The sequence below is a fragment of the Pseudomonas sp. NFACC13-1 genome, from assembly GCF_900104425.1.
GTDB lineage: Bacteria > Pseudomonadota > Gammaproteobacteria > Pseudomonadales > Pseudomonadaceae > Aquipseudomonas > Aquipseudomonas fluorescens_AA.
Genome location: NZ_FMXV01000040.1, coordinates 1 through 20239 on the forward strand (window position 1 = coordinate 1; position 20239 = coordinate 20239).

The 20239-nt window shown below is 62.7% G+C and carries 16 protein-coding genes; 2 read left to right on the forward strand and 14 right to left on the reverse strand.

What is annotated here, in order from left to right:
* Positions 1–240 precede the first annotated feature (240 nt).
* From BLQ55_RS29320 to gabP, 4 genes are all read right to left on the reverse strand, one after another.
* A complete protein-coding gene (locus BLQ55_RS29320; protein WP_092258966.1) occupies positions 241–1590 on the reverse strand; it encodes a TolC family outer membrane protein in 1350 nt (449 codons plus the stop codon).
* 2 nt (positions 1591–1592) lie between these two features.
* Positions 1593–2963: an HlyD family type I secretion periplasmic adaptor subunit gene (locus BLQ55_RS29325; protein ID WP_092258969.1), complete on the reverse strand. Its 1371-nt coding sequence runs from the start codon at positions 2961–2963 to the stop codon at positions 1593–1595.
* Positions 2956–4677 (reverse strand): type I secretion system permease/ATPase, encoded by a 1722-nt coding sequence (locus BLQ55_RS29330; RefSeq protein WP_092258972.1) that lies wholly within the window; start codon positions 4675–4677, stop codon positions 2956–2958. The genes BLQ55_RS29325 and BLQ55_RS29330 overlap by 8 nt, the downstream gene beginning before the upstream one ends.
* A 307-nt stretch (positions 4678–4984) precedes the next feature.
* The gene (gabP, locus tag BLQ55_RS29335) at positions 4985–6385 is read right to left on the reverse strand and encodes a GABA permease (RefSeq protein WP_092258975.1); all 1401 of its coding nucleotides are present in this window, start codon (positions 6383–6385) and stop codon (positions 4985–4987) included.
* Positions 6386–6802: 417 nt separating this feature from the next.
* Here gabP and BLQ55_RS29340 point away from each other — a divergent pair, with 417 nt between their 5' ends.
* Positions 6803–7414 (forward strand): TetR/AcrR family transcriptional regulator, encoded by a 612-nt coding sequence (locus tag BLQ55_RS29340; RefSeq protein ID WP_072410139.1) that lies wholly within the window; start codon positions 6803–6805, stop codon positions 7412–7414.
* Positions 7415–7465: 51 nt separating this feature from the next.
* Here the strand turns inward: BLQ55_RS29340 and BLQ55_RS29345 are convergent, their stop codons facing one another.
* From BLQ55_RS29345 to BLQ55_RS29355, 3 genes are all read right to left on the reverse strand, one after another.
* Entirely contained in the window at positions 7466–8569 is a 1104-nt protein-coding gene (locus BLQ55_RS29345) for a polyamine ABC transporter substrate-binding protein (protein WP_092258978.1), read from the reverse strand.
* Between the two features lie 39 nt (positions 8570–8608).
* Positions 8609–9946, reverse strand: coding sequence for an alginate export family protein (locus BLQ55_RS29350; protein ID WP_092258981.1), 1338 nt, complete (start codon positions 9944–9946; stop codon positions 8609–8611).
* Positions 9947–10061: 115 nt separating this feature from the next.
* Positions 10062–11324 (reverse strand): serine hydrolase domain-containing protein, encoded by a 1263-nt coding sequence (locus BLQ55_RS29355; RefSeq protein ID WP_092258984.1) that lies wholly within the window; start codon positions 11322–11324, stop codon positions 10062–10064.
* 316 nt (positions 11325–11640) lie between these two features.
* On the opposite strand from BLQ55_RS29355, the gene BLQ55_RS29360 reads away from it, so the two are divergent.
* Entirely contained in the window at positions 11641–12744 is a 1104-nt protein-coding gene (locus BLQ55_RS29360; protein WP_092258987.1) for a sigma-54 interaction domain-containing protein, read from the forward strand.
* 122 nt (positions 12745–12866) lie between these two features.
* Here BLQ55_RS29360 and BLQ55_RS29365 read toward each other — a convergent pair whose 3' ends face one another.
* The 7 genes from BLQ55_RS29365 to sfnG form a co-directional block, all read right to left on the reverse strand.
* Entirely contained in the window at positions 12867–13655 is a 789-nt protein-coding gene (locus BLQ55_RS29365) for an ABC transporter ATP-binding protein (RefSeq protein ID WP_092258990.1), read from the reverse strand.
* 56 nt (positions 13656–13711) lie between these two features.
* The gene (locus tag BLQ55_RS29370; protein WP_092258993.1) at positions 13712–15037 is read right to left on the reverse strand and encodes an ABC transporter substrate-binding protein; all 1326 of its coding nucleotides are present in this window, start codon (positions 15035–15037) and stop codon (positions 13712–13714) included.
* 72 nt (positions 15038–15109) lie between these two features.
* Entirely contained in the window at positions 15110–16177 is a 1068-nt protein-coding gene (locus BLQ55_RS29375; protein WP_092258996.1) for a branched-chain amino acid ABC transporter permease, read from the reverse strand.
* An 11-nt stretch (positions 16178–16188) separates the two neighbouring features.
* Entirely contained in the window at positions 16189–17070 is an 882-nt protein-coding gene (locus BLQ55_RS29380; protein ID WP_092258999.1) for a branched-chain amino acid ABC transporter permease, read from the reverse strand.
* A 67-nt stretch (positions 17071–17137) separates the two neighbouring features.
* Complete coding sequence (locus tag BLQ55_RS29385) at positions 17138–17920, reverse strand: ABC transporter ATP-binding protein (protein ID WP_092259002.1); 783 nt, start codon at positions 17918–17920, stop codon at positions 17138–17140.
* Between the two features lie 13 nt (positions 17921–17933).
* Complete coding sequence (locus BLQ55_RS29390; RefSeq protein WP_092259005.1) at positions 17934–19094, reverse strand: AMP-binding protein; 1161 nt, start codon at positions 19092–19094, stop codon at positions 17934–17936.
* Positions 19095–19108: 14 nt separating this feature from the next.
* Positions 19109–20206, reverse strand: a complete 1098-nt coding sequence (gene sfnG, locus BLQ55_RS29395; protein WP_027911753.1) for a dimethylsulfone monooxygenase SfnG — start codon at positions 20204–20206, stop codon at positions 19109–19111.
* Positions 20207–20239 lie beyond the last annotated feature (33 nt).

Here is a 20239-nt window from a genome sequence, read left to right on the forward strand (position 1 = left end):
TCTCCCACGGTCCGTACTGGCTAGAGTCGGAATCGAGCTTTTAGTCCCGCCCACCCCTTCAAGTCTAAACATACAAGCGAGCTTGCTCGCGATGACGGCAGCACATCCAGCATGGATGCTGACTGACCCACCGCTATCGCGAGCAAGCTCGCTCCCACAGGAGGGCGTGCCGTGCCTGAAAGATTGAAGGCAGGCACAGCGCCTGGACAGTTTTTGTGGCGAACGTGAACCCTGGATTGTCTAGAACAAGCTTTGCACCTGTTCCAGCACCGCGCGGTTCATCTGGCCGGTGTGGGTGTGCAGGCTCACATAGCTTTGCAGCATGTCGAGCTTGGTATTGAGCAGGTCCCGGCGGGCCTGGAACAGCCGCTGCTGCGCATCAAGAATATCCACCGTGGAACGCACGCCACCCTGGAAGCCTTTTTCCGTCGACGCCAGTGCCCGCTGGTTGGACTCTACCGCCCGTTGCATGGCCTTGCTCTTGGTGAACCCGGCGACGACACCCAGGTAATCAGCCTCGATGTCCTCGGCCAGTTGCTGGCGCTGCACGTCGTAGTCGGACTGGGCACCCGCCAGTTGTGCTTCGGCCTTGGCCACCGAGGCGCGTACCGCCCCGCCGCGATACAGCGGAATGTCCAACTGCACGCCCACGTAATAGGTGTCCTGGCGCGGGTCGAGTTCCTGGTATTGACGGGTTTCCCGGCGGGTCAATTGAGTGGTCAACGACAGGGTTGGGTAATGCCCGGCGCGCTGACTGTCGGCCTGGGCTTCGGCGACTTTCACCGCCGCCAGCCGGGCGGCCAGCTCGGGGCTGGCCTGGCGGGCAATCGCCGTCCAGTACGGCAAGTCCTGCTCCGGCGGGATCGGGCTACCGGCGGCCAGTTCTTCGCGCATCGGCTGGATGTCATCGATGGGCACGCTGGCCCGCCCGGACAACGCTCGCAAGGCGGCCACGCGGCGCGCCTGGGCTTCAGCCTCCTGGGCTTGCACCAGGTCGAGCCGCGCCTGAGCCTCATCGATATCGGTAATCGCGCCCTGGCCACCCTCGTACAGTTTTTTGCTCTGGATGACCAAGCCATGGATGGCCGCCTTTTGCTGCTGGATCAGCTTGATCTCGTTCTCGGCCCGGGCGACGTCGAAATACCCCTTTGCCACCCGGTCATACAAGGTCTGGCCGGCCACGTCGAACACCTGGATACCCAGTTGCCCACGCGCCTTGCCTTCCTGGTACGCCGCCCAGCGGGCCTTGTCGTAGAGCGGCTGTTGCGCCGCCAGGGTGACGTTGTTCGCCTGGTAATCGTTGCTGTTGACGTAAGTGCTGTCGTCACCGCCGTCGGTTCGTCCACCGTAGCCGTAGCGCGAGGTCAGCGACACTTGCGGATAGAGGCCACCACGGCCGATGTCCTCTTCGTGGCGCGAAGCTTCAAAAGCATGGGCCGCCGACTGCACGGTCGGATCGTTGAGGCGCGAGGCATCGTAGGCGGCGGTGAGGCTCAGGCCCCCCTCGGCAGCCCATAGCGGATCGATCACCGCCCAACCGGTATACAGGCCCAGCAACACACGACAACGGTAGCGACAACGGTCGACCATGCTCATTCCTCCTTGAAGGCTGCCAGCAAGCGTTCGCGCAAAGGCTTCATCAGGTAATTCATCAAGGTGCGTTCGCCCGTCACCACCGTGACATCGGCGAGCATGCCGGGGCGCACCAGCAGGCCGGCGCTCTGCAACGCGACGACGGTATCGGCGGGAATCTCGACCTTGGCGGAGAAGTACGGTTGGTGCGTCTGCTCATTGATCAACTGATCCGCCGACACCGTCGTCACTGTGCCGGTGACCGTCGGTGTATCCACCCGTTGCAAGGCCGTGAAATGCACATGTACCGGCAGGCCTGGGCGCAGTTTGTTGGCCATCAGCGGCTCGAAACGAGCGGTGATCGCCATCGGCGCATCCAGCGGCACCACCTGCATCAGGGTCTGGCCGGCCTGCGCAACGCCGCCAACCGTATGAATGCTCACGTCCATGACCTGCCCGGCCACGGGCGCGCGGATCGCACCGTTGTCGACTTCAAACTGCAAGGCCCGGATCTGATCGGCATAACCGGCCGCCTCGGCCGAGACTTCGCTGAGCTGGGTTTCGGCATCGCGGCGGAACTCCTGCTGCGCCTGCAAGGCCTTGAGCCGGCTTTCGTTGATCGCCTGCCGGGTCCTGCCGACATCGCCCACCCCAGAAGCGATCTGCCCCGCCAACTGGGCCGCGTTGCGCTCGGCCTCGAACAGTTTGTTGCGCGGCACGTAGCCTTCCCGGGCCAGGTCACGCAGGCCTTCAAGCTCTTGCTGCTGGAAGCGCATCTGCGCGTCGTAGTTGCGCTTGACGCCTTCGTAGCCCAGCAGTTGCTGCTGCAATGCCGCGGCTTCGTGCTCGATGATCTGCAAGCGGCTGCCCAGCTCCGCACGGCGGGTGATGAACAACTGGCTCTGCAACGCCATGGCCGCCTTGACCCGTGGCTCGTCGGCACGCGCCAGCAGCTCCGCGGGCCATTGGATTTCGGCGCTGCCCAGGCGCTCGGCAATCAAGCGCGCCTCGACGCTGCGATCATTGAGCAGCTTGCCCAGGGTCACGTCCAGTTGCGACTGCGCCTGCACCGTGTTGAGTTGCACGAGCAATTGCCCCTGGGTAACGCGGTCGCCATCGCTGACCAGCAGCTTTTCCACCACCCCGCCGACCAGCGACTGCACCGCCTTGCGCTCCCCCGCCACCACCACGGTGCCGCTGCCCACCACGCCCTGGTCGAGTGGCGCCAGGCAAGCCCAAAGCAGGAAAGCACCCAGCGTCAGGACCAGGAACCCCACACCATAACGCGCCGCACGCCCGGCATCGGTCCTGGCGCTGGGCAGCGCCAGGGTGTTGCGCACGCTCAGCCCCTGCTCGCTGTAAGCGTGTGCCTCCGGGATCAGATCACGCATCTTTGCCAGCCTCCCTGACCGTGGCCGGTCGCGGCCCCGGCATCAATGCCTTGAGCACCCGGTCCCGAGGGCCGAACGCCTGTTGAGTCCCGTCCTTGAGCACCAGGATGTGATCGACCACCGCCAGCACACTGGGCCGGTGAGTGATCAACACCACGGTGCTGCCGGCCGCCTTGAGTGCACTAATCGCCTGGACCAGCGCCAACTCGCCGGCGTCATCGAGATTGGAGTTGGGCTCATCGAGCACGATCAGCGACGGCCGCCCATAGAGCGCGCGAGCCAGGCCCAGGCGTTGTTTTTGCCCACCGGATAAACCAAGTCCGCCGGGGCCCAGCGGCGTGTCGTAGCCCTTGGGAAACCTCAGGATCATTTCGTGGATGCCGGCATGCCGTCCGGCGGCGATGATTTTGTCGGCGTCCTGCTCACCGAAACGGGCGATGTTGTCGGCGACCGTGCCGTCGAATAACTCGATGTCCTGGGGCAAGTAGCCAAGGTGCGGCCCCAGGGCGTCGTGGGACCACTGGCTGATCTCGGCATCGTCCAGGCGCACCGACCCGCCCATGGCCGGCCAGACCCCGACCAGGGCCCGGGCCAGCGTCGATTTGCCACTGGCGCTGGGCCCGACCACGGCCAGCACGTCGCCCTTGGCGAGGCTGAAATTGATCCCGCGCAGGATCGGCTGCGAAGCACCCGGCGGGCCGACATACAACTGTTCCAGGCGCACCGCGCCGCTGGGCGGTGGCAACGGCATGCGCAGGCGTTCACGCGGGTGCTGGGCCAGCAATTGGCTCAGGCGCTGATAGCTCTGGCGCCCGGCGTTGAATTGCTTCCACGAGCCGATGGCGATTTCCACGGGCGCCAGGGCTCGCCCGAGCAGCAGCGACATCGCAATCATCATGCCCGCCGACAGTTGGCCTTCGAGCACCAGCAAGGCCCCCAGCCCCAAGGCCAGGGACTGCCCGGAGATCCGCACGAAACGCGTCGCCGAAGTGATGCGCGCGCCGCGGTCGCTGGCGTGGGCCTGGGCGGCAATGATGCGTTGCTGCAACAGGCTCCAGCGCTGGCGCAACGGCCCGAGCATGCCCAGGGCCTGGATGACTTCAGCGTTGTGCAGCGTGCTGTTGACATAGATCGACGACTGCACCCCCAAGCGATTGGCTTCGCCCAGGCGCGTGCGCGTGGCCAGTTCGCCCCACAGCGCCAAGCCGATCAGCACCAGGGCGAGCACCAGCGTCAGCACGCCGAACCAAGGATGAAAGATGAACGCCACCAACAGGAAGATCGGCAGCCAGGGGGCGTCGAGCAATGCGATCAGGCCCTGCCCAGTGATCAACTGGCGCAACGTCGCCAGGTCGCTGAGCACCTGCGCCGGGTTGGCGTTGTGTTCGCGCAGGCTGCGGGCGAAAGCCGCGTCGAAGACCCGCTCGCCCAAGGCATCGTCGAGCCCCGCGCTCATACGGATCATCACCTCACCGCGCACCCACTCGATCAAGGCACTGAACATGAACAGTCCCAGGGCCATCAAGGTGAGCATGAACAAGGTGGTTTCGTTGCGGCTGGTCAGGACCCGGTCGTAGACCTGCATCATGTACAGCGACGGCACCAGCACCAGCAGATTGATCACGCCACTGAACAACGCCAGCGCCCAGAACACCCGGCGGTAGCTCAGTAAGGCAGCATCGATGTCATGACGCGGATCGAGTAGAAACCCCATGGGAAATCGCCTGCAAAAGAAATTGTCGGTCTAGGACGCAATCCATCGCGAGGCTCTTTTCATCGAGAGAGCTCGAGAAAAAACTATCTAGCTGATGTGCCGATACCAGGGACGATCCTCATCCCTACAGGCGCCAATTACTGACAACGCGACCGCCGGTTAGTGCCGGTTCGCAAGGTTGGATTTGCAAGTGGGTGACAGGCGGAAGGGCCGCGCTTCAAGACTGAGGTTTTTGCGTCTTGAATGGGCTGAAAAGGCGGTTTTGTTGACGCCAGTAACGTGGCGTCAACAGGGCAAAAACGTGAGGCTAGCCGAGGGAAGCCACACGCTCAGGCTGGGGCGAATGCCGCGACGTCGCCAGACCGATGAAGGAAATGACCAGTGCCAGGCCCAAGGTCGTGCTGACCTCGCTGCGATGCTCGGGGGTGATCATCATGACCGCCAGCGCCGCCGAGATGAACACGATGACCAACCAGGTCAGCCAAGGGAACAGCCACATGCGAAAAGGCAGCTCGATGTTCTGCCGTTGCATCATTCGGCGCATGCGCAGTTGCGAGATGGCGATCACCAGGTACACCAGCAAGGCGATGGCGCCGGAGCTGGCGAGCAGGAACTGGAACAGGCCGGCGGGCATGAAATAGCTGAATAAAGTGACACCCGCGCCCAACACGGTGCTGGCAATCACCGCCGACCGTGGCACGCCGGCCGAGGACGTGACCTTCAAGGCCTTTGGCGCATCGCCACGGCGCCCCAGGGAATACAACATCCGCGAGGCGATGTAGATCGAAGAATTCATGCAACTGGCCACGGCGATCAGCACCACCACGTCCACCAGGAATTTGGCGTGGGGAATGTTCATCAGTTCCAGGGCCCGCTGGTAGGAACCGACTGAAGCCAGGAGCGGATCGTTCCAAGGCACCACGGAAATGACCACGAAGATCGACAGCAGGTAGAACACACCGATACGCCAGATCACCGAACGGGTGGCCTTGGCGATGTTCTGCGCAGGGTTATCGGATTCGGCGGCGGCGATCGTCACCGCCTCCGTACCGATGAAGCTGAACATGATGGTGATGAACGCACCCACCACCGCCGACAGGCCGTTGGGGGCGAACCCGCCATGCTCCTCCATCAACCGACTCAGGCCACTGGCTTCACGCTCGGGAATCCAGCCCATCAGCACCGCGAAACCCAGGGAGATGAAGCCGATGATCGCCACGACCTTGGCCATGGCGAACCAGAACTCGAACTCACCGTATTTCGACACGCTGAACAGATTCGTCACGGCCAGCAGCACGATCGACACCGAGGCAAACAGCCAGGCATCGACGGCGGGAAACCATTGGTTGAGTACATGACCGGCGGCCAACGCTTCGATGGGAATCACCAGCACCCAGAACCACCAGTAGAGCCAACCGATGGTGAAGCCTGCCCAGCGCCCGATGGCCTGATCGGCATAGGTGGAGAAGGAGCCGGTGTCCGGATTGGCGACCGCCATCTCACCCAGCATGCGCATGACCAGGACCACCAACAGCCCGGAAAACAGATAGGCCAGCATGACGGCCGGGCCGGCGGCGGCAATGGCGTGGCCCGATCCCACGAACAGACCCGCGCCGATGATTCCGGCGATGGACAGCATGGTGACGTGACGAGGCTTGAAGCCCTGTGCCAGATGGCCGTTCGAGTCCTTGAAGCTGGGGCTGGTCATTTTCTTATTCTCTTGTGATCGAACATTGAGACGCGCGCAGGGACAGTCGGTGTTGCTGGTTTCCCGCCCCTCCTGGAAGCGGCACCGGTTGGCTGTGTTGATCCACCTTGGGCGAACGTGCGCACTCGCGGTGAAAAGTCGCGCCACGTTACCCGCCTTCCCTCTCGAGTCAGTTACCTGAACGCGCCATCTCTGTGCCTGATTTCACCACGCGGAGACATGGCGTTTTGCCTCTTGCCAGGCGTCTGGACCGTGGCATTCAGCTAAGTCGCCGAAGAGCGGCAACGAAATAAACCCTTTAAAAACTTTACTGGGTTAAGTATTTTGCATGCCTATGCCCGGCCTGTCGCGAACCGCAAACCCACAGGATTGGTGTGCCAAGGCCTTCAACCTCTTCCTTACGACAAGGACCCTCCCGTGAGCGGACTGCGTGAACGTCAAAAAGCCGAACGCCGGCAAGCCATCAGCAAGGCGGCGGTCGAACTGTTCGAGCGCCAGGGTTTCCAGAACACCACCATCGAACAGATCGCCAGCCAGGCCGGCGTATCGGCTCCCACGGTGTTCAAGTACTTCGGCAACAAGCAGGAGATCATCCTGGAAATCCTGCACGACGCCGACCAGCGTGCGCTCACGGACACCCGCAGCCGGATGCCTGAAATCGAGGACCCGGTCCAAGCGCTGTGTTATCTGGAGCGGCTGTTGACCGGTTACGCGCTGGAGGTCATGCACCCGAGCCTGTGGCGCGAGTTGCTGCCGCTGATCCTGTTCGGTGGCGATAACGGGCTGCCCGAGGGGTATCGCGCCATGAACGATGCGCTCAGGGCCGAAATCAGTGGGCTGATCAGGGAATTGCAACAGGCCGGCAAATTACGCGCCGACCTGGACGTCGACCTCGCCGCGTTCCTGTTGAACGACTATTCGCACTTACAGCTGTTCAGGCTGGTCAACCAGGAACAACCGGATATCGAGGCACACTCCACCCAGGTCCGGCGGATCACCGAATTGCTCTTCCTGGGCATGCGCGCCTGAGGGCATCACCCACCGATACGGACCCGGCGCCGCAGCGCCGGGTCGCGCTGATCAGTGATGGGTCTTGATGCCGATCCAGGTGCGGGTGCGGATCCGCTCCACGGCGGCCGGCACCGGCTCCAGGGCGAACAGGGTCTTGCGTGCCTCGTCCGGCACATACATGGCGGGGTTGTTGCGAATGTCGGCATTGACCAACGCCGTGGCGTCCTTGTTCGGGTTGGGGTAACCGATCTTGTTGCTGATTCGTGCGATGACATCCGGACGCAAGATGTAATTGATGAACGCATAGGCTTCCTTGGCATGAGGGGCGTTGGCGGGGACCATCATCACGTCCGACCACATCGGCGCACCTTCCTTGGGCAGCGCCATCTCCACCTTGACCCCCTTCCCTGCGTCTTCGGCCAGTCGCTTGGCCAGGGCCACCCCTCCGGACCAACCCACCCCTACGCAGATCTCACCGTTGGCCAGGTCCATGCCATAGCGTGACGAATTGAAGTAGGTGATGTAAGGCCGGACCTTGAGCATGGCCGCCTGCGCCTTTGCGTAGTCCTCACGTTTCTGGCTGTTGGGGTCCAGCCCTTCGTAGTGCAAGGCAATGGGCACGATCTCGTTGGCGGCGTCCAGCAGACCGACGCCACAACTGGCCAGCTTGGCCATGTTCTCTTCCTTGAAAAGGATGTCCCAGGTGTTCATCTGCACATCGGCACCCAATACCTGGCGCACCTTGTCGACGTTGTAGCCGATCAGGGTCGTGCCCCACAGGTACGGCGCTGCATAGCGGTTGCCCGGATCGCCCACCGCCTCCAGGGACTTCATGAACTCGGGGTCCAGGTGCTGCCAGTTCGGCAACTGGCTGCGGTCCAGGGGTTCGACGGCGCCGGCGGCAATCAGGTGACTGACGTTGGTGCTGCTCGGGTAGACCACGTCATACCCGGAGTTGCCGGTCAGCAGCTTGGACTCCAATGTCTCGACACTGTCGAAGACGTCATAGATGGGACGGATGCCGGTTTCCTCTTCGAAACTCTTGAGGATTTCAGGCGGCAGGTACTCGATCCAGTTGTAGATCCGCACTGTCCGCTCTTCGGCCAGGCTCGCGCCACTGACCAGCATCGAAACGACAGCGCCCAGCAAGGTGTTGCGCAAAAGCATGTTCATGATCAAACACTCCAGCGCGGCCGCGAAGGCTCGCGGCACTTAATAGCGGTAGGTGAAGTAGAGTTCCAGCGCGCTGAATTTCCGGTCGTCGCCAAAGACCTGTTTGGCCGCCGCCATGGGCTTGACCCAATTATACGACAGCGAGGTGGACAACGATTTCGACGGCGCCCAATCCAGGAAGACGACACTCTCGTCGGCAAAACGCCGGTCGCTGACGGCGGTGCCCATGTAGTTTTTTTCGTCGAGCCAGAACTGGTAGTGGATCGCACCGAGGGTGAGGGTTTCATTGAGGTGGGTCTTGAGGGAGAACTGCTGGACGTTTTCGTTGCTGTTGAACATCAAGTAGTTGCCGACGACATCGCCGATCAGCCAGGTGCTCCAGTCGACGAAGCCCTTGCTCAACGGATCCCAGGCTTTCTGTCGGTTGTCGGTGAGGTTGTCGTCGCCGGAAAAACTCGCATAACGGTAGCCAATCACCGGGGTCAACGGCAGCGTGCCGAAGGTGTAGTCCGCCTGGCCGTACCAGGCATTGGCGTCGTAGTCCACGCCTTCGCCGCTCCCCCTTTCCAGGGCATATTCGGCATTGAGGGTCAGGTCCGGGATAGCCGGAAGCCTGGCGTTCAAGGCCCTGACGTTATACACCAACATGCCATCGCGGCGACGCGGCAAGGTACTGCCCTTGGGCCCCATGGCCTTGACCTTCAATGCGGTGGCGCCCAGCGTCACCTGGTCGTCGAGGTTGTAGTCCAGGTTCACGCCGCTCATGCGAAAGTCCCCCAGGTCGCTGTCCGTCCCCAGGCTGAAGCCTTGGACTTTCAATGCGTCATGGTCCCAGGCGACCACCGCCGAATCCTTGAAGGCGGTGCGCGGGGCGAGCCAATAGGCGCCGTCGTTCAACTGGTCGAGGTTGCCATCCATCACGATGAAACCGTTGCCGATCATGTAATTCTGGCGACCGCCCGTGACCGTCCACTCCCCGGCGCGGAAACCGCCATAGAACTCTTCGGTCGACACCTTGCCGTCGGAACGGCGGGTGAAGCCACCGGCATCGCCATCACCGAAGGTGGTCGCCCCGACCAGGGAGCCGCCGGCCAGCAGGCTGAAATCCGGCTGCACGGCATACTCCAACTTGACGCCCGGCTTGACGTAGAACTCCTGCCAGTCGATTTTCGTGCCGCGATTCTTGCCGCTGCGCATGTCCACCACGCCGCCGCCAAAGTTGACGTTGCGGGTGGACAGGACCGCGCCACCGGCCGTTAAGTTGACCTCGCCCTTGAGGTTGCCCTCCTCGAAGGAGTAGCCCGCCCAGGCAGCCTGGGCGGTCAGGGGTAACCCGAGCACGAGGAACGTTCGGGACAAACGCATCATGGAAACCATATGGAGCTCCTGTTGATTATTGTTGTTACAGGGCAGTGAATGGCGGCGCAAACCCGCGCCAACACCTGGCTGGGCCGGGTGAGCGGAACGAAACTCTTGTGTTTATCGGATGAAGTCAGGGCGTCAGTTGCGCCGCGATGGCACGCAGCATGCGCACGCTGTCGCCGTCGAAGGGGCTGACGGCTTCGTCCAGGGACGACTGCTTGACGATCACCACGCCGGACGGTTTGTCGATGAACAGGTATTGGCCATGGATGCCACCGGCCATGAGCGCCTGGCTGTGGTCGTTGAAGACATACCACTGGCTGCGGTAGGACGCGCCAGGGGTCCAGCTCGAAAAGTCGGCGCAGGCGGCATAGATGGCGGGGTCGGCTCCAGCGGCGATACCGGCGAGCGCCTCGGCCGAGAGCAGTTGTCGCCCCTGCTGGCGGCCATCGTTGGCCAGCAGGCGGCCGAAGCGCGCCATGTCACGCAAGGTCGCACTGAACCCGGCACCGGCCACGCTGCGGCCCCAGGGATCCGCCAGAAAGTAGCCATCACGTTCACAGCCCAACTGGCTCCAGACCTCCTGCAGCAACTGATGACAGGCCTTGCCAGACGCCCGCTCCATGACCCAGGCCAGCGCCTCGGTGGTGGCCGTCACGTAATGGAAAAAACCGCCGTGGTTGCCGCGCTTTCTCAATGACGGCAAGTACTGGTACAGGGATTCGAACGTCGTGTACTGCGCTGGCGCCGGCTGGAAACCGCAGGCGTAGCCGTATTGGGAACTCTCTGAATCCGGGTCCTCGTAGACCTCGCTGTAATCGACGGCCACGGCCATGTCGAACAGCTGGCGCACGGTCGCATCGCCGAACGCGCTGCCCGTCAGTTCCGGTACGTAATGGGCGGCCGTCAGCGTCGGATCCAGCAAGCCTTCGCAGACCAGTTGCTCGCCCAGGGCACCGATCAGCGACTTGGTCACCGAAAACATGATGTGCCGGTCCTGGGGGCACTGGCCGTTGAAGTAGCGCTCGAACAGCACGGTGTCGCCCTTGAGGACCAGGAACCCATCGGTCTGGCTGGCGATCAGGTGGTCGATCACGCTGATGCTCAAGCCACACTCGCTGTCGAAGTGCAGCTCATCCAGTGGCTGGAGCGCCTGCTTGAACGCGCTGACCGGTCCGGTGCCGGCCCGCACATCGATGGAAGGACGCAAGCGCGCCAGGTTGCGAAAGCCCCATTGGTTGTACGGCGGGCTCATCCAGTTGTGCCAGGTGACGCGGCGCTGGGGTTCGGCGGGGAAGCCTTGCATGAACGAAGGCGCCAGGCGTGCGTCGGAGGGCGATTCGTGAGTCTCGACGTAGAGACTGGCCAGTGAAGGCACGGTGTTCTGATTCATTGGGTTGCCCCTGCGAAATGACTCTGCGTGAAAGCAGATGCAGGAGAATAATTACTCGATGTAATTTTTTAGTCAATAAAACTTTTTACCGACATTCCTTGATGATCTGGATCCCGTGACCACCATGCTTGTGGAAGCAGGCTTGGTCCTTACCGTCGGCCCAGTCCTAAGCAAATAACTTAAAGTTATTTATTATCATTTTTTTAGATCATTTAGATTAAGCCTTAAGCCCAAAGGCTTCCCGCGGTGATGCCATCAAGGAACGTTGGCACTCACCCACCTTCCGTCACGGCAATCTCATTAGCGGGCCACCGTCATGCAGCTTCTTACGCTACCTCCCTCCCCCGGCCTGGCCACCTCGATTCGTGCCACGGCCCAGGTCTTCGAAGACCCCACCTCCCGCGCCTTGCTGGAACACCTGCAACAAGTAGCGCCCAGTGATGCCAGCGTATTGATCATCGGCCAGACCGGCACCGGCAAGGAACTGGTGGCGCGCCACGTGCACAACCTCAGCGCCCGTCGCCACAAGCCGTTCGTTGCGGTCAACTGCGGGGCGTTTTCCGAGACCCTGGTGGAGGCCGAGTTGTTCGGCCATGAAAAAGGCGCCTTTACCGGTGCGTTGACGGCCAAGGCCGGCTGGTTCGAGGAAGCCGATGGCGGCACCCTGTTCCTCGATGAAATCGGTGATTTGCCGCTGCCGATCCAGGTCAAGTTGCTCCGGGTATTGCAGGAGCGCGAAGTGGTTCGACTCGGTTCGCGCAAGAGCATCAAGATCGATGTGCGTGTATTGGCGGCCACCAACGTACAGCTGGAAAAGGCCATCAATGCCGGGCACTTTCGCGAAGACCTCTATTACCGCCTGAACGTGGTCAGTCTGGCGCTCAAGCCGCTGCGCGAACGTCCCGGCGACATCCTGCCGCTGATACGCCACTTCATCGCGCAGTACAGCCACAGGCTCGGTCACGGCGAGGTGACGCTGGATGCTCAGGCGCAACGCAAGTTGCTCGACTATTCCTGGCCGGGGAACATCCGCGAACTGGAAAACGTCATCCATCACACGCTGCTGATTTGCCGCAACAAAGTCATTGGTGTGCAGGACCTGCACCTGTCGAACTTTCGTATCGAGCGCCAGGACACCCCACCGCCAACAGCCCCTCAAAGTGCGGAGGCGCTCTTGCAGAAAGCCTTCGAGAAACTGCTCGAGCAGGAGCATGGCGATGTGTATGAAAAGGTCGAGGCCGAGTTGTTACGCACCGCCTACCGATACGCCAATTGCAATCAGGTCCATACCGCCAGCCTGCTGGGCCTGAGTCGCAACGTCACCCGCACGTTGTTGATCAGGATTGGCGAACTGGTGGTCAACAAACGCCGTCCCACGCTCAGTACGCGGGACGGCCAGGTGGTCAATCTTTCAACCTGAGCCCACACCTGCTTGCCCCCTCTGAGCTGTGTAGGAGCTGTCGAGCGAAGCGAGGCTGCGATCTTCCCCCAGACAATTGAATCTCAAACGAAAGATCAAAAGATCGCAGGCTTCGCCAGCTCCTACAGCCGAACGGGAACAAGCTCCGCTCGACAGCCCCTCGTCCGCGCGCCCAGGTAGAAGTCCTGGAGATCGCTGCGGGCCGCCAGTTCTTCGGCGCTGCCTTCGCTGACCACCCGACCGCTTTCCAACACATAGCCATGGTGGGCGTAACGCAGGGCGACATTGATGTTCTGCTCGGCGATCAAGAAGCTCACACCATCGCGCTGATTGAGTTGCCGGACGATCTCGAAGATTTCCTCGACGATCTGCGGCGCCAGGCCCATCGACGGTTCGTCCAGCAAGACCAGTTGCGGCCTGGCCATCAGCGCGCGGCCTATGGCGATCATCTGTTGCTCGCCGCCCGAGGTGTAGCCGGCCAGGCTTTTGCGCCGCAGTTTCAGGCGAGGGAAATGGCCATAGACCAATTCCAGGCCAGCCAGCAACTGGCGCCGCGGCACCTGGCGCGCCAGGGCACCGGCCAGAAGGTTTTCCTCCACGGTCAACTGGGCAAAGCAATGCCGACCTTCCAGCACTTGCACCAGGCCGCTCGTCGCCAAGGTGTGAGGGGCGCTGCGGGTCACGTCTTGCCCCTGGTAGACGATCCGCCCCCGTACCACCTCGCCCCGCTCGGCGCGCACCAGGTTGGAGGCCGCCTTCAGCGTGGTGCTTTTACCCGCGCCGTTGGCGCCCAGCAGCACCACGACCTGCCCTTTTTTCACCTCCAGCGACACACTGCGCACCGCCAGGATGGTCTGTTCGTAGAGCACTTCAATATCGTCGATCTGCAGGATCGGCACATTAGTCGCCATGCTGTTTCGCCTTTTCAGACAGCGACCGGACGCGTGCGCCCGGTTGCCGCGATGCCTCAGGATTCCTTGCTGCAATCACGCGGGGTAATGCCTTTTTCCCGGGCGTACTGGTGCGAAGACGCTTCGATGATCGGCCGCAACAGGGCGCGGTCGGCCTGCACCCAGTCACTGATCAGCTTCCACTGGGTACCGTCCCATTGCTGGAAGCGCACCGCACCACCGCCTTCATGGTCCGAGCAGGACAACTGCAACGGCTGCACCAGGCCCAACGCCCCCAGTTCCTTGAGCCGGGCGTCGTCGAGCTTGAGGTTCTCGAACCCCCAACGCACCTGCTCACCCGTCAGGGGTTGCTTGCCGAATTTCTGCTGGGCAATGCGCAGCGCTTCTACGTTGAGGATGCCGTTGACCACGCCGAGGTTGTAGTACACGGTGCCGAACCGCTTGGGGTCGGCCAGGTCGCCATGGCCGGCGTCGACCACTTGCTGCTTGATGCCCTGCAACACCGGGAAATCAGTACCTGAAGGGTGCGTGGTGATGGCGATGAAGCCCTTGGCCGCGGCACCGGCCGGCGCGGCGTCATCTTCGGAGTTGCTCCAGATGTTGCCGATGATGTGGTCGGCCGGGAAACCGACTTTCTGCGCGGTTTTCAGCGCCACCGGGTTCATCACCCCCCAACCGCGCAGGATCACCCAATCGGGTTTTTCCCGGCGGATATTCAGCCATTGCGACTGCTGCTCGTTGCCTGGGTGCGGCACCTCCAGCAAGGTCAGCGCCAAACCGTATTTGTCGGCCAGGGTTTGCAAGACTTCATTGGTTTCCTTGCCATAGGGCGAACCGTGATACAGGGTGACGATCTTCAAGCCCTTGAGCTTGTCCAACCCGCCGGCGCGCTGGCCGATGTAATTGATGATCGCCGAGACCTCGGAATACGGGTTCAACTGCAACGGGAAAACGTAGGGGAACACGCTGCCATCGGTGGAATCCGTACGCCCATGGTTGATGGTGATCAGCGGCAGTTTGTCGGCTGTCGAGCGCTCCAGCGTGGCGTAGGCGATGCCCACCGACAGCGGATTGGTGGCAGCCGCCGGCGTGCCGTTCAAGCCTTTCTTCAGGCGCTCGTAGCACTCCACGCCTTTCTCGACCACGTATTCGGTCTCGCACTCGCTCCAGGTCAGCTTGACGCCGTTCACGCCGCCATTGGCGTTGACGTACTTGAGATAATCGATGAAGCCGCCGAAAAAGCCGGTGCCGCCGGCGGCATAAGGGCCGACGCGGTAGCTTTGCAGCGGGAAGTATTGCTCGTTGTCCGCCTGGACGGTGAACGCCGCGACGGTGAGGCTCAGGGCCAGTGCCAGGCTGCTGGCGAATGATCGTTTGAACATCGAATTTTCCTTGTTATGAAGCCATGGATAAGCCAACAAAATGGAACTGCAAACCCGCGTTGTGCGGTTCGCTCAGTAGCGCAACGGCCACAGCCGTGCGCGCTGGCGAAATCTCTGCCAGAGGCGCGCAAGGCCCTCTGGCTCCTTGATCAGGAACAGGATGATCAGGGCGCCGAATATCATCTTCTGCAGGTTCTCCACCTGGCCGGCGTCCACCAGCCCGCCGGGCAGCAGCGACACCAGGTTCGAAAGCAACACCGGAAACAGCACGATGAAAGCCGCGCCGAGGAAGTTGCCCAGCAGGCTGCCGAGGCCGCCGATAATGATGATGAACAGGATCTGGAACGAGCGGTTCAGATCGAAGCCGTGGGGCTCCACGGTGCCCAGGTAAGCGAAGGCCCACAGGGCACCGGCCACTCCGAGGAAAAACCCACTGATGGCGAACGCCAGCAGCTTGGTCTTCGCCAGGGGAATACCGATGATCGCAGCGGCGGTGTCCATGTCGCGCACCGCCATCCAGTTGCGCCCCAACTCGCTGCGCACCAGGTTCTTGCCCAGCCAGAACAGCGCTACCACCACACTCAGGGTCAACAGATAGCGGCCGGCCGGCGCGTCGAGGTTCACCCCGAAGACTTCCAGGCGCGGCGCACTGATCACGCCCGAGGCGCTGTTGTTGGAAAACCAGCTGAACCGGGTCAACGCCCAGGTCACGAAGAACTGCGCCGCCAGGGTCGAGACCAGCAGGTAGAAGCCTTTGATGCGCAGGCTCGGCAGGCCGAACAGCACCGCCACCAGCGCCGCCGTCAACCCGCCCAGGGCGATACTGGCCAACAACGGCAAGCCGGCGACCCGTATTTCAAGGTTGTAGGTGGCGAAGGCTCCCACCGCCATGAACGCCGCCGAACCGAGGGACAGTTGCCCGGCATAACCGGTGAGCAAATTGAGCCCCAACCCGGCCAGGGACAGCACCAGGAACGGAATCAGGATCGCGCTGAACCAGTAGTCATTGCCCAGCCAGGGCACCACGACGAAGGCGAACAGCAGCAAGGCGGCCAGCCCGTGACGGTCCTGGCGCAGGGCGAAGACCCGGCGGTCCTGGGCATAGCGGGTGTTGAACTGGCCTGCTTCTCGATAAAACATGAGTGTTCTCCCTAAACCCGTTCGATGGCCCGTTCGCCAAACAACCCCGCCGGACGCACCAGCAGAAACAACAGCGCCAGCACGTAGGGGAACCAGTTCTCGATGCCACTGCCGATGAAGGGCCCGAGGTAAACCTCCGCCAGCTTCTCCGAAGCCCCGATGATCAGGCCACCGACAATCGCCCCGCTGATGGAGGTGAACCCACCGATGATCAGCACCGGCAAGGCCTTGAGCACCACCAGCGAGAGCGAGAACTGCACGCCCAGGCGAGCGCCCCAGAGCAGGCCGGCGACCAGCCCGACAAACCCCGCCACTGCCCACACCACCACCCAGACCCGCTGCAAACGAATGCCCACGGCCAACGCCGCCAGCGGGTCATCGGCCACCGCCCGCAACGACAATCCGAGCCGGGTCTTGTTGAACAGCCAGGACAACAGCAGCACCAGGAACGCCGCGGTCATTGCGGCAAAAATGTCGAACTGCGACAACAACATCCCACCCAACTCCAGCGGCTCATCGCTGATACCCAGTTCCAGGCCATGCACCTGGGCGCCCCACAGTGCCTGGGCGAAACCTTCGATGACGTAGGACAGCCCGAGGGTGGCCATGAACAGCGTGATCGGCGAACGGTTGACCAAGGGCCGCAGCACCACCCGCTCCACCGCCACCGCGATCAGCACCATGGCCGCCAGGCTGAAGACGAACGCCAGCCAGAACGGCACACCGCGCTCCACCAGGCTGACGAAGGTCAGCGCCGAGAACAGCACCATCGCACCCTGGGCAAAATTGAACACCCCGGAGGCCTTGTAGATCAGCACGAAACCGATGGCCACCAAGGCGTACATCACCCCCGCCAGCAACCCGCCAATCAATACTTCAAAGAAAAATTCCATCGCCGCTCCTATTCTGCGGACGCAACTTGCCTGCCCTCCCTGGCGGGAAGGCGTCGAATATCCGGTATCAGTGGCGAGTGCCCAGGTAGGCCGAAATGACCTCGGGGTTCTGCCGTACATCTTCAGGTGAGCCGTCGCCGATCTTGCGACCGTAATCGAGCACCACCACGTGGTCGCTGATGTCCATGACCACGCCGATATCGTGCTCGATCAACACCACCGTCGTGCCCAGCTCACGGTTGATGTCGACGATAAAGCGGCTCATCTGCTGCTTCTCGTCGGCGTTCATTCCGGCCATGGGCTCGTCCAGCAGCAACAGCCGAGGCTCCGCCGCCAGCGCGCGGGCCAGCTCCACCCGTTTCTGCAAGCCATAGGGCAGCGTGCCCACCAGGACGTCGCGCCAAGGCTGCAAATGCAGGAACGCGATGACACGCTCGGCCGCTTCGCGCTGACGGTCATCCTCGGCCCGGGCGCGACCGATGCGCAGCGCCTGTTCGATCCAGGTACTGCGGCGCTTGAGGTTGCGTCCGGTGAGCACGTTGTCGAGCACGCTCATGCCCTTGAACAGCGCGATGTTCTGGAATGTCCGGGCAATGCCGCGGACCGCCACGTCGTGGGGGCGCATCCGGCGCCGCTCCTGTCGATCAAAACGGATGTGCCCGTCCTGGGCCTGGTACACGCCGCTGATGACGTTCAGCAGCGAACTCTTGCCGGCGCCGTTGGGGCCGATCAAGGCGCAGATCTCACCGGCGGCGACGCGAAAGCTGATGTCCGTGACGGCTTTGACGCCTTTGAATGACAGCGAAATATGCTCCAGCTCCAGCAAATGCGTGATGGCCGTCTGGGTCATGGGGCGTCTCCTCTCAGGCCAGTTGCGACTGGAGACCCGTCCAGTCATCGGTGGTGTGCTGCACCAGGTTCGGCGGCGCTTGCCAGTGGGCCCCGTCGTCCCACTGGCGAACCGCGATCCCCAATGCCTGGAAAAATGCCTGGGTTTCGGGCGCCAAGGCATCGCCCACCAGCAGCGGCGCGCGGGTCCGGGAAAACCCCAACACGTCGCGCAACGGCCGGCGAACCAGCCAGTCCCCCAGGTGCCGTTGCAACAGCCCCGGCTGCGCTGCCAATGCCCAGTCCACCAGCCCGCGCGACCAACCGCCCGGTTCCGGCAAACGTTCCAGCGCATAGCGGTGCAAACGCTCGTAGGTTTCCCGCGTCCCGGCCACCAGCGTCGGGCCCAGCTCGCGACGGTCGCGATCACGGGTCGCCAGGTTCTCAGGGAAGTTCAGGCGAAAACCGGCCATCAGCCAGGGCGCCAGCAGATAGCGAGCTTGCCCGCCCGAGGCGAACGCCCGTGCGGCCAATGCCTCTTCCTGCCGGCCCAGCCCTTCGCGCGCCAACAACCGCTGCCCCTCATGCAACAGTTCGGCGTGGCTGACGCGTTGCTCCTCCATCGCCCGTCCACTTCCGCGATAAAAAATAAAGGCCGTCTGCAGCACTTGCCCTTGCGGGGCCAGGTCAACGATTGACCGCTCGGCAGCCAACGCGGCGTAATCCAGCGCTTGCGCAAATGGCGCCGAATCCGACAGGCCACGCTTATCGAGGTAGACCCACACCCCCACGGCCACCTGCGCCGCACGCAGACGCAGCATTTCTTCCACGCCTTCGACCAGGACGAAATCCGGCTGCAGCGTGGCGAGCCGTTGCACTTGTTCGGCCGCCGTCTCCAGCGGGTCGAACAGACTCGCCACGCCGCCCAGCCATTGCGCGGCCAAGGCGGCGAGCAACGCCTGCGGCCTGGGTCGACTGATGATCGTCAGGGTCGCGCCCGCCGCAAAACCGCGGGCTTGCAGGGCACTGGCGAAACGGCGCACCTCATCGGCTACGTGCGCCCAGGTCCGCTCCTGCCAGACACCCAGGTGCTTGTGGCGCAGCGCGACGTCCGTGCCATGCTCCAGCGCCTGGCGCTGCAACCACTGGGGCAAGCTGGCCGGGACCGCGTCGAGGGTGTCGGTGAACGTGCCCATGCTGCCTCCCGCGCCTAAGCGACCGCCGCTGTTTTGGCTGCCACTTTGCGCTGCTCAAGCTCACGCACCAGCGGCAGGACCTTACGACCGAAATACTCGACTTCTTCCTGGAAGTGCAGGAAACCGGCGAGCACCAGATCCACGCCTACCGCCTTGAGCGCGACGATGCGTTCGGCGATCTGCTGCGGCGTGCCGATCAGGTTGGTCTTGAAGCCATCGTTGTATTGCACCAGGTCCTCGAAGCTGGACTTGGCCCAGTTGCCCTCGCCTTCCGGGCTGGACTTGCCGGCCTGCTTCGCCGCATCGCCAAAGGCATTGACGGCCTCGGGATCGGCCTGGTCGATGATCTGGGCGAGGACCGCACGCGCCTCTTCTTCCGTGTCGCGGGCAATGACAAAGGCGTTAACGCCGACCTTGACCTTGTGGTTGTTGGCCGCGGCTTTCGCCTGGAGGTCATCGATCTGCGCCTTGACGCCTTCCACGGTATTGCCGTTGGTGAAGTACCAGTCCGATACCCGGGCGGCCATGTCCCGAGCCGCACGTGAGCTGCCGCCCTGGAAGATCTCCGGGTGCTGCTGCAGTGGCTTTGGCTTGAGGGTGTAGTCGTGGAAGCGGTAGAAATCACCGCGCAAGGTGAAATTGTCGGTGGTCCAGATGCCCTTGAGCGCGGTGATGAACTCTTCGGAACGGCGATAGCGCTCATCGTGCTCCAGCCACGGCTCGCCAATGGCGGTGAACTCGCCCTTGAACCAGCCCGACACGATGTTGACCGCCACACGGCCGCCCGTCAGGTGGTCGATGGTTGCGATCTGCTTGGCCAACACCGAGGGCGTCCACGGCCCCGGCAACACTGCGGCGATGACTTTCAGGCGCGTGGTGGCGGCCAGCAAGGCATGACTGAACGCGACGGACTCGTGCTGGTATTCAGCCCCATAGCCGGCGGTAAAGCGCACTTGCGACAGGGCGTAGTCGAAGCCGGCCGCTTCAGCGATCTGGGCCAGCTTGCGGTTGTAGTCGATGCCCCAGTCGGTGCGTTGTTCGATTTTGCTGACCACCAGACCGCCACTGACGTTGGGCACCCAGTAGGCAAATTTGATCGTGTCCTGGCTCATTGCATGTACTCCACGGCTCGTTTTGAAAGGAAA

Bases quoted from the DNA above. Each gene is read 5' to 3' on its own strand.
- BLQ55_RS29355 (WP_092258984.1), bottom strand. From the start codon at position 11,324: ATGAATCAGAACACCGTGCCTTCACTGGCCAGTCTCTACGTCGAGACT.
- BLQ55_RS29325 (WP_092258969.1), bottom strand. From the start codon at position 2,963: ATGCGTGATCTGATCCCGGAGGCACACGCTTACAGCGAGCAGGGGCTG.
- BLQ55_RS29320 (WP_092258966.1), bottom strand. From the start codon at position 1,590: ATGGTCGACCGTTGTCGCTACCGTTGTCGTGTGTTGCTGGGCCTGTAT.
- BLQ55_RS29390 (WP_092259005.1), bottom strand. From the start codon at position 19,094: ATGGGCACGTTCACCGACACCCTCGACGCGGTCCCGGCCAGCTTGCCC.
- BLQ55_RS29350 (WP_092258981.1), bottom strand. From the start codon at position 9,946: ATGGTTTCCATGATGCGTTTGTCCCGAACGTTCCTCGTGCTCGGGTTA.
- BLQ55_RS29360 (WP_092258987.1), top strand. From the start codon at position 11,641: ATGCAGCTTCTTACGCTACCTCCCTCCCCCGGCCTGGCCACCTCGATT.
- BLQ55_RS29385 (WP_092259002.1), bottom strand. From the start codon at position 17,920: ATGACCCAGACGGCCATCACGCATTTGCTGGAGCTGGAGCATATTTCG.
- BLQ55_RS29365 (WP_092258990.1), bottom strand. From the start codon at position 13,655: ATGGCGACTAATGTGCCGATCCTGCAGATCGACGATATTGAAGTGCTC.
- BLQ55_RS29375 (WP_092258996.1), bottom strand. From the start codon at position 16,177: ATGTTTTATCGAGAAGCAGGCCAGTTCAACACCCGCTATGCCCAGGAC.
- BLQ55_RS29370 (WP_092258993.1), bottom strand. From the start codon at position 15,037: ATGTTCAAACGATCATTCGCCAGCAGCCTGGCACTGGCCCTGAGCCTC.
- gabP (WP_092258975.1), bottom strand. From the start codon at position 6,385: ATGACCAGCCCCAGCTTCAAGGACTCGAACGGCCATCTGGCACAGGGC.
- BLQ55_RS29380 (WP_092258999.1), bottom strand. From the start codon at position 17,070: ATGGAATTTTTCTTTGAAGTATTGATTGGCGGGTTGCTGGCGGGGGTG.
- BLQ55_RS29345 (WP_092258978.1), bottom strand. From the start codon at position 8,569: ATGAACATGCTTTTGCGCAACACCTTGCTGGGCGCTGTCGTTTCGATG.
- BLQ55_RS29330 (WP_092258972.1), bottom strand. From the start codon at position 4,677: ATGGGGTTTCTACTCGATCCGCGTCATGACATCGATGCTGCCTTACTG.
- sfnG (WP_027911753.1), bottom strand. From the start codon at position 20,206: ATGAGCCAGGACACGATCAAATTTGCCTACTGGGTGCCCAACGTCAGT.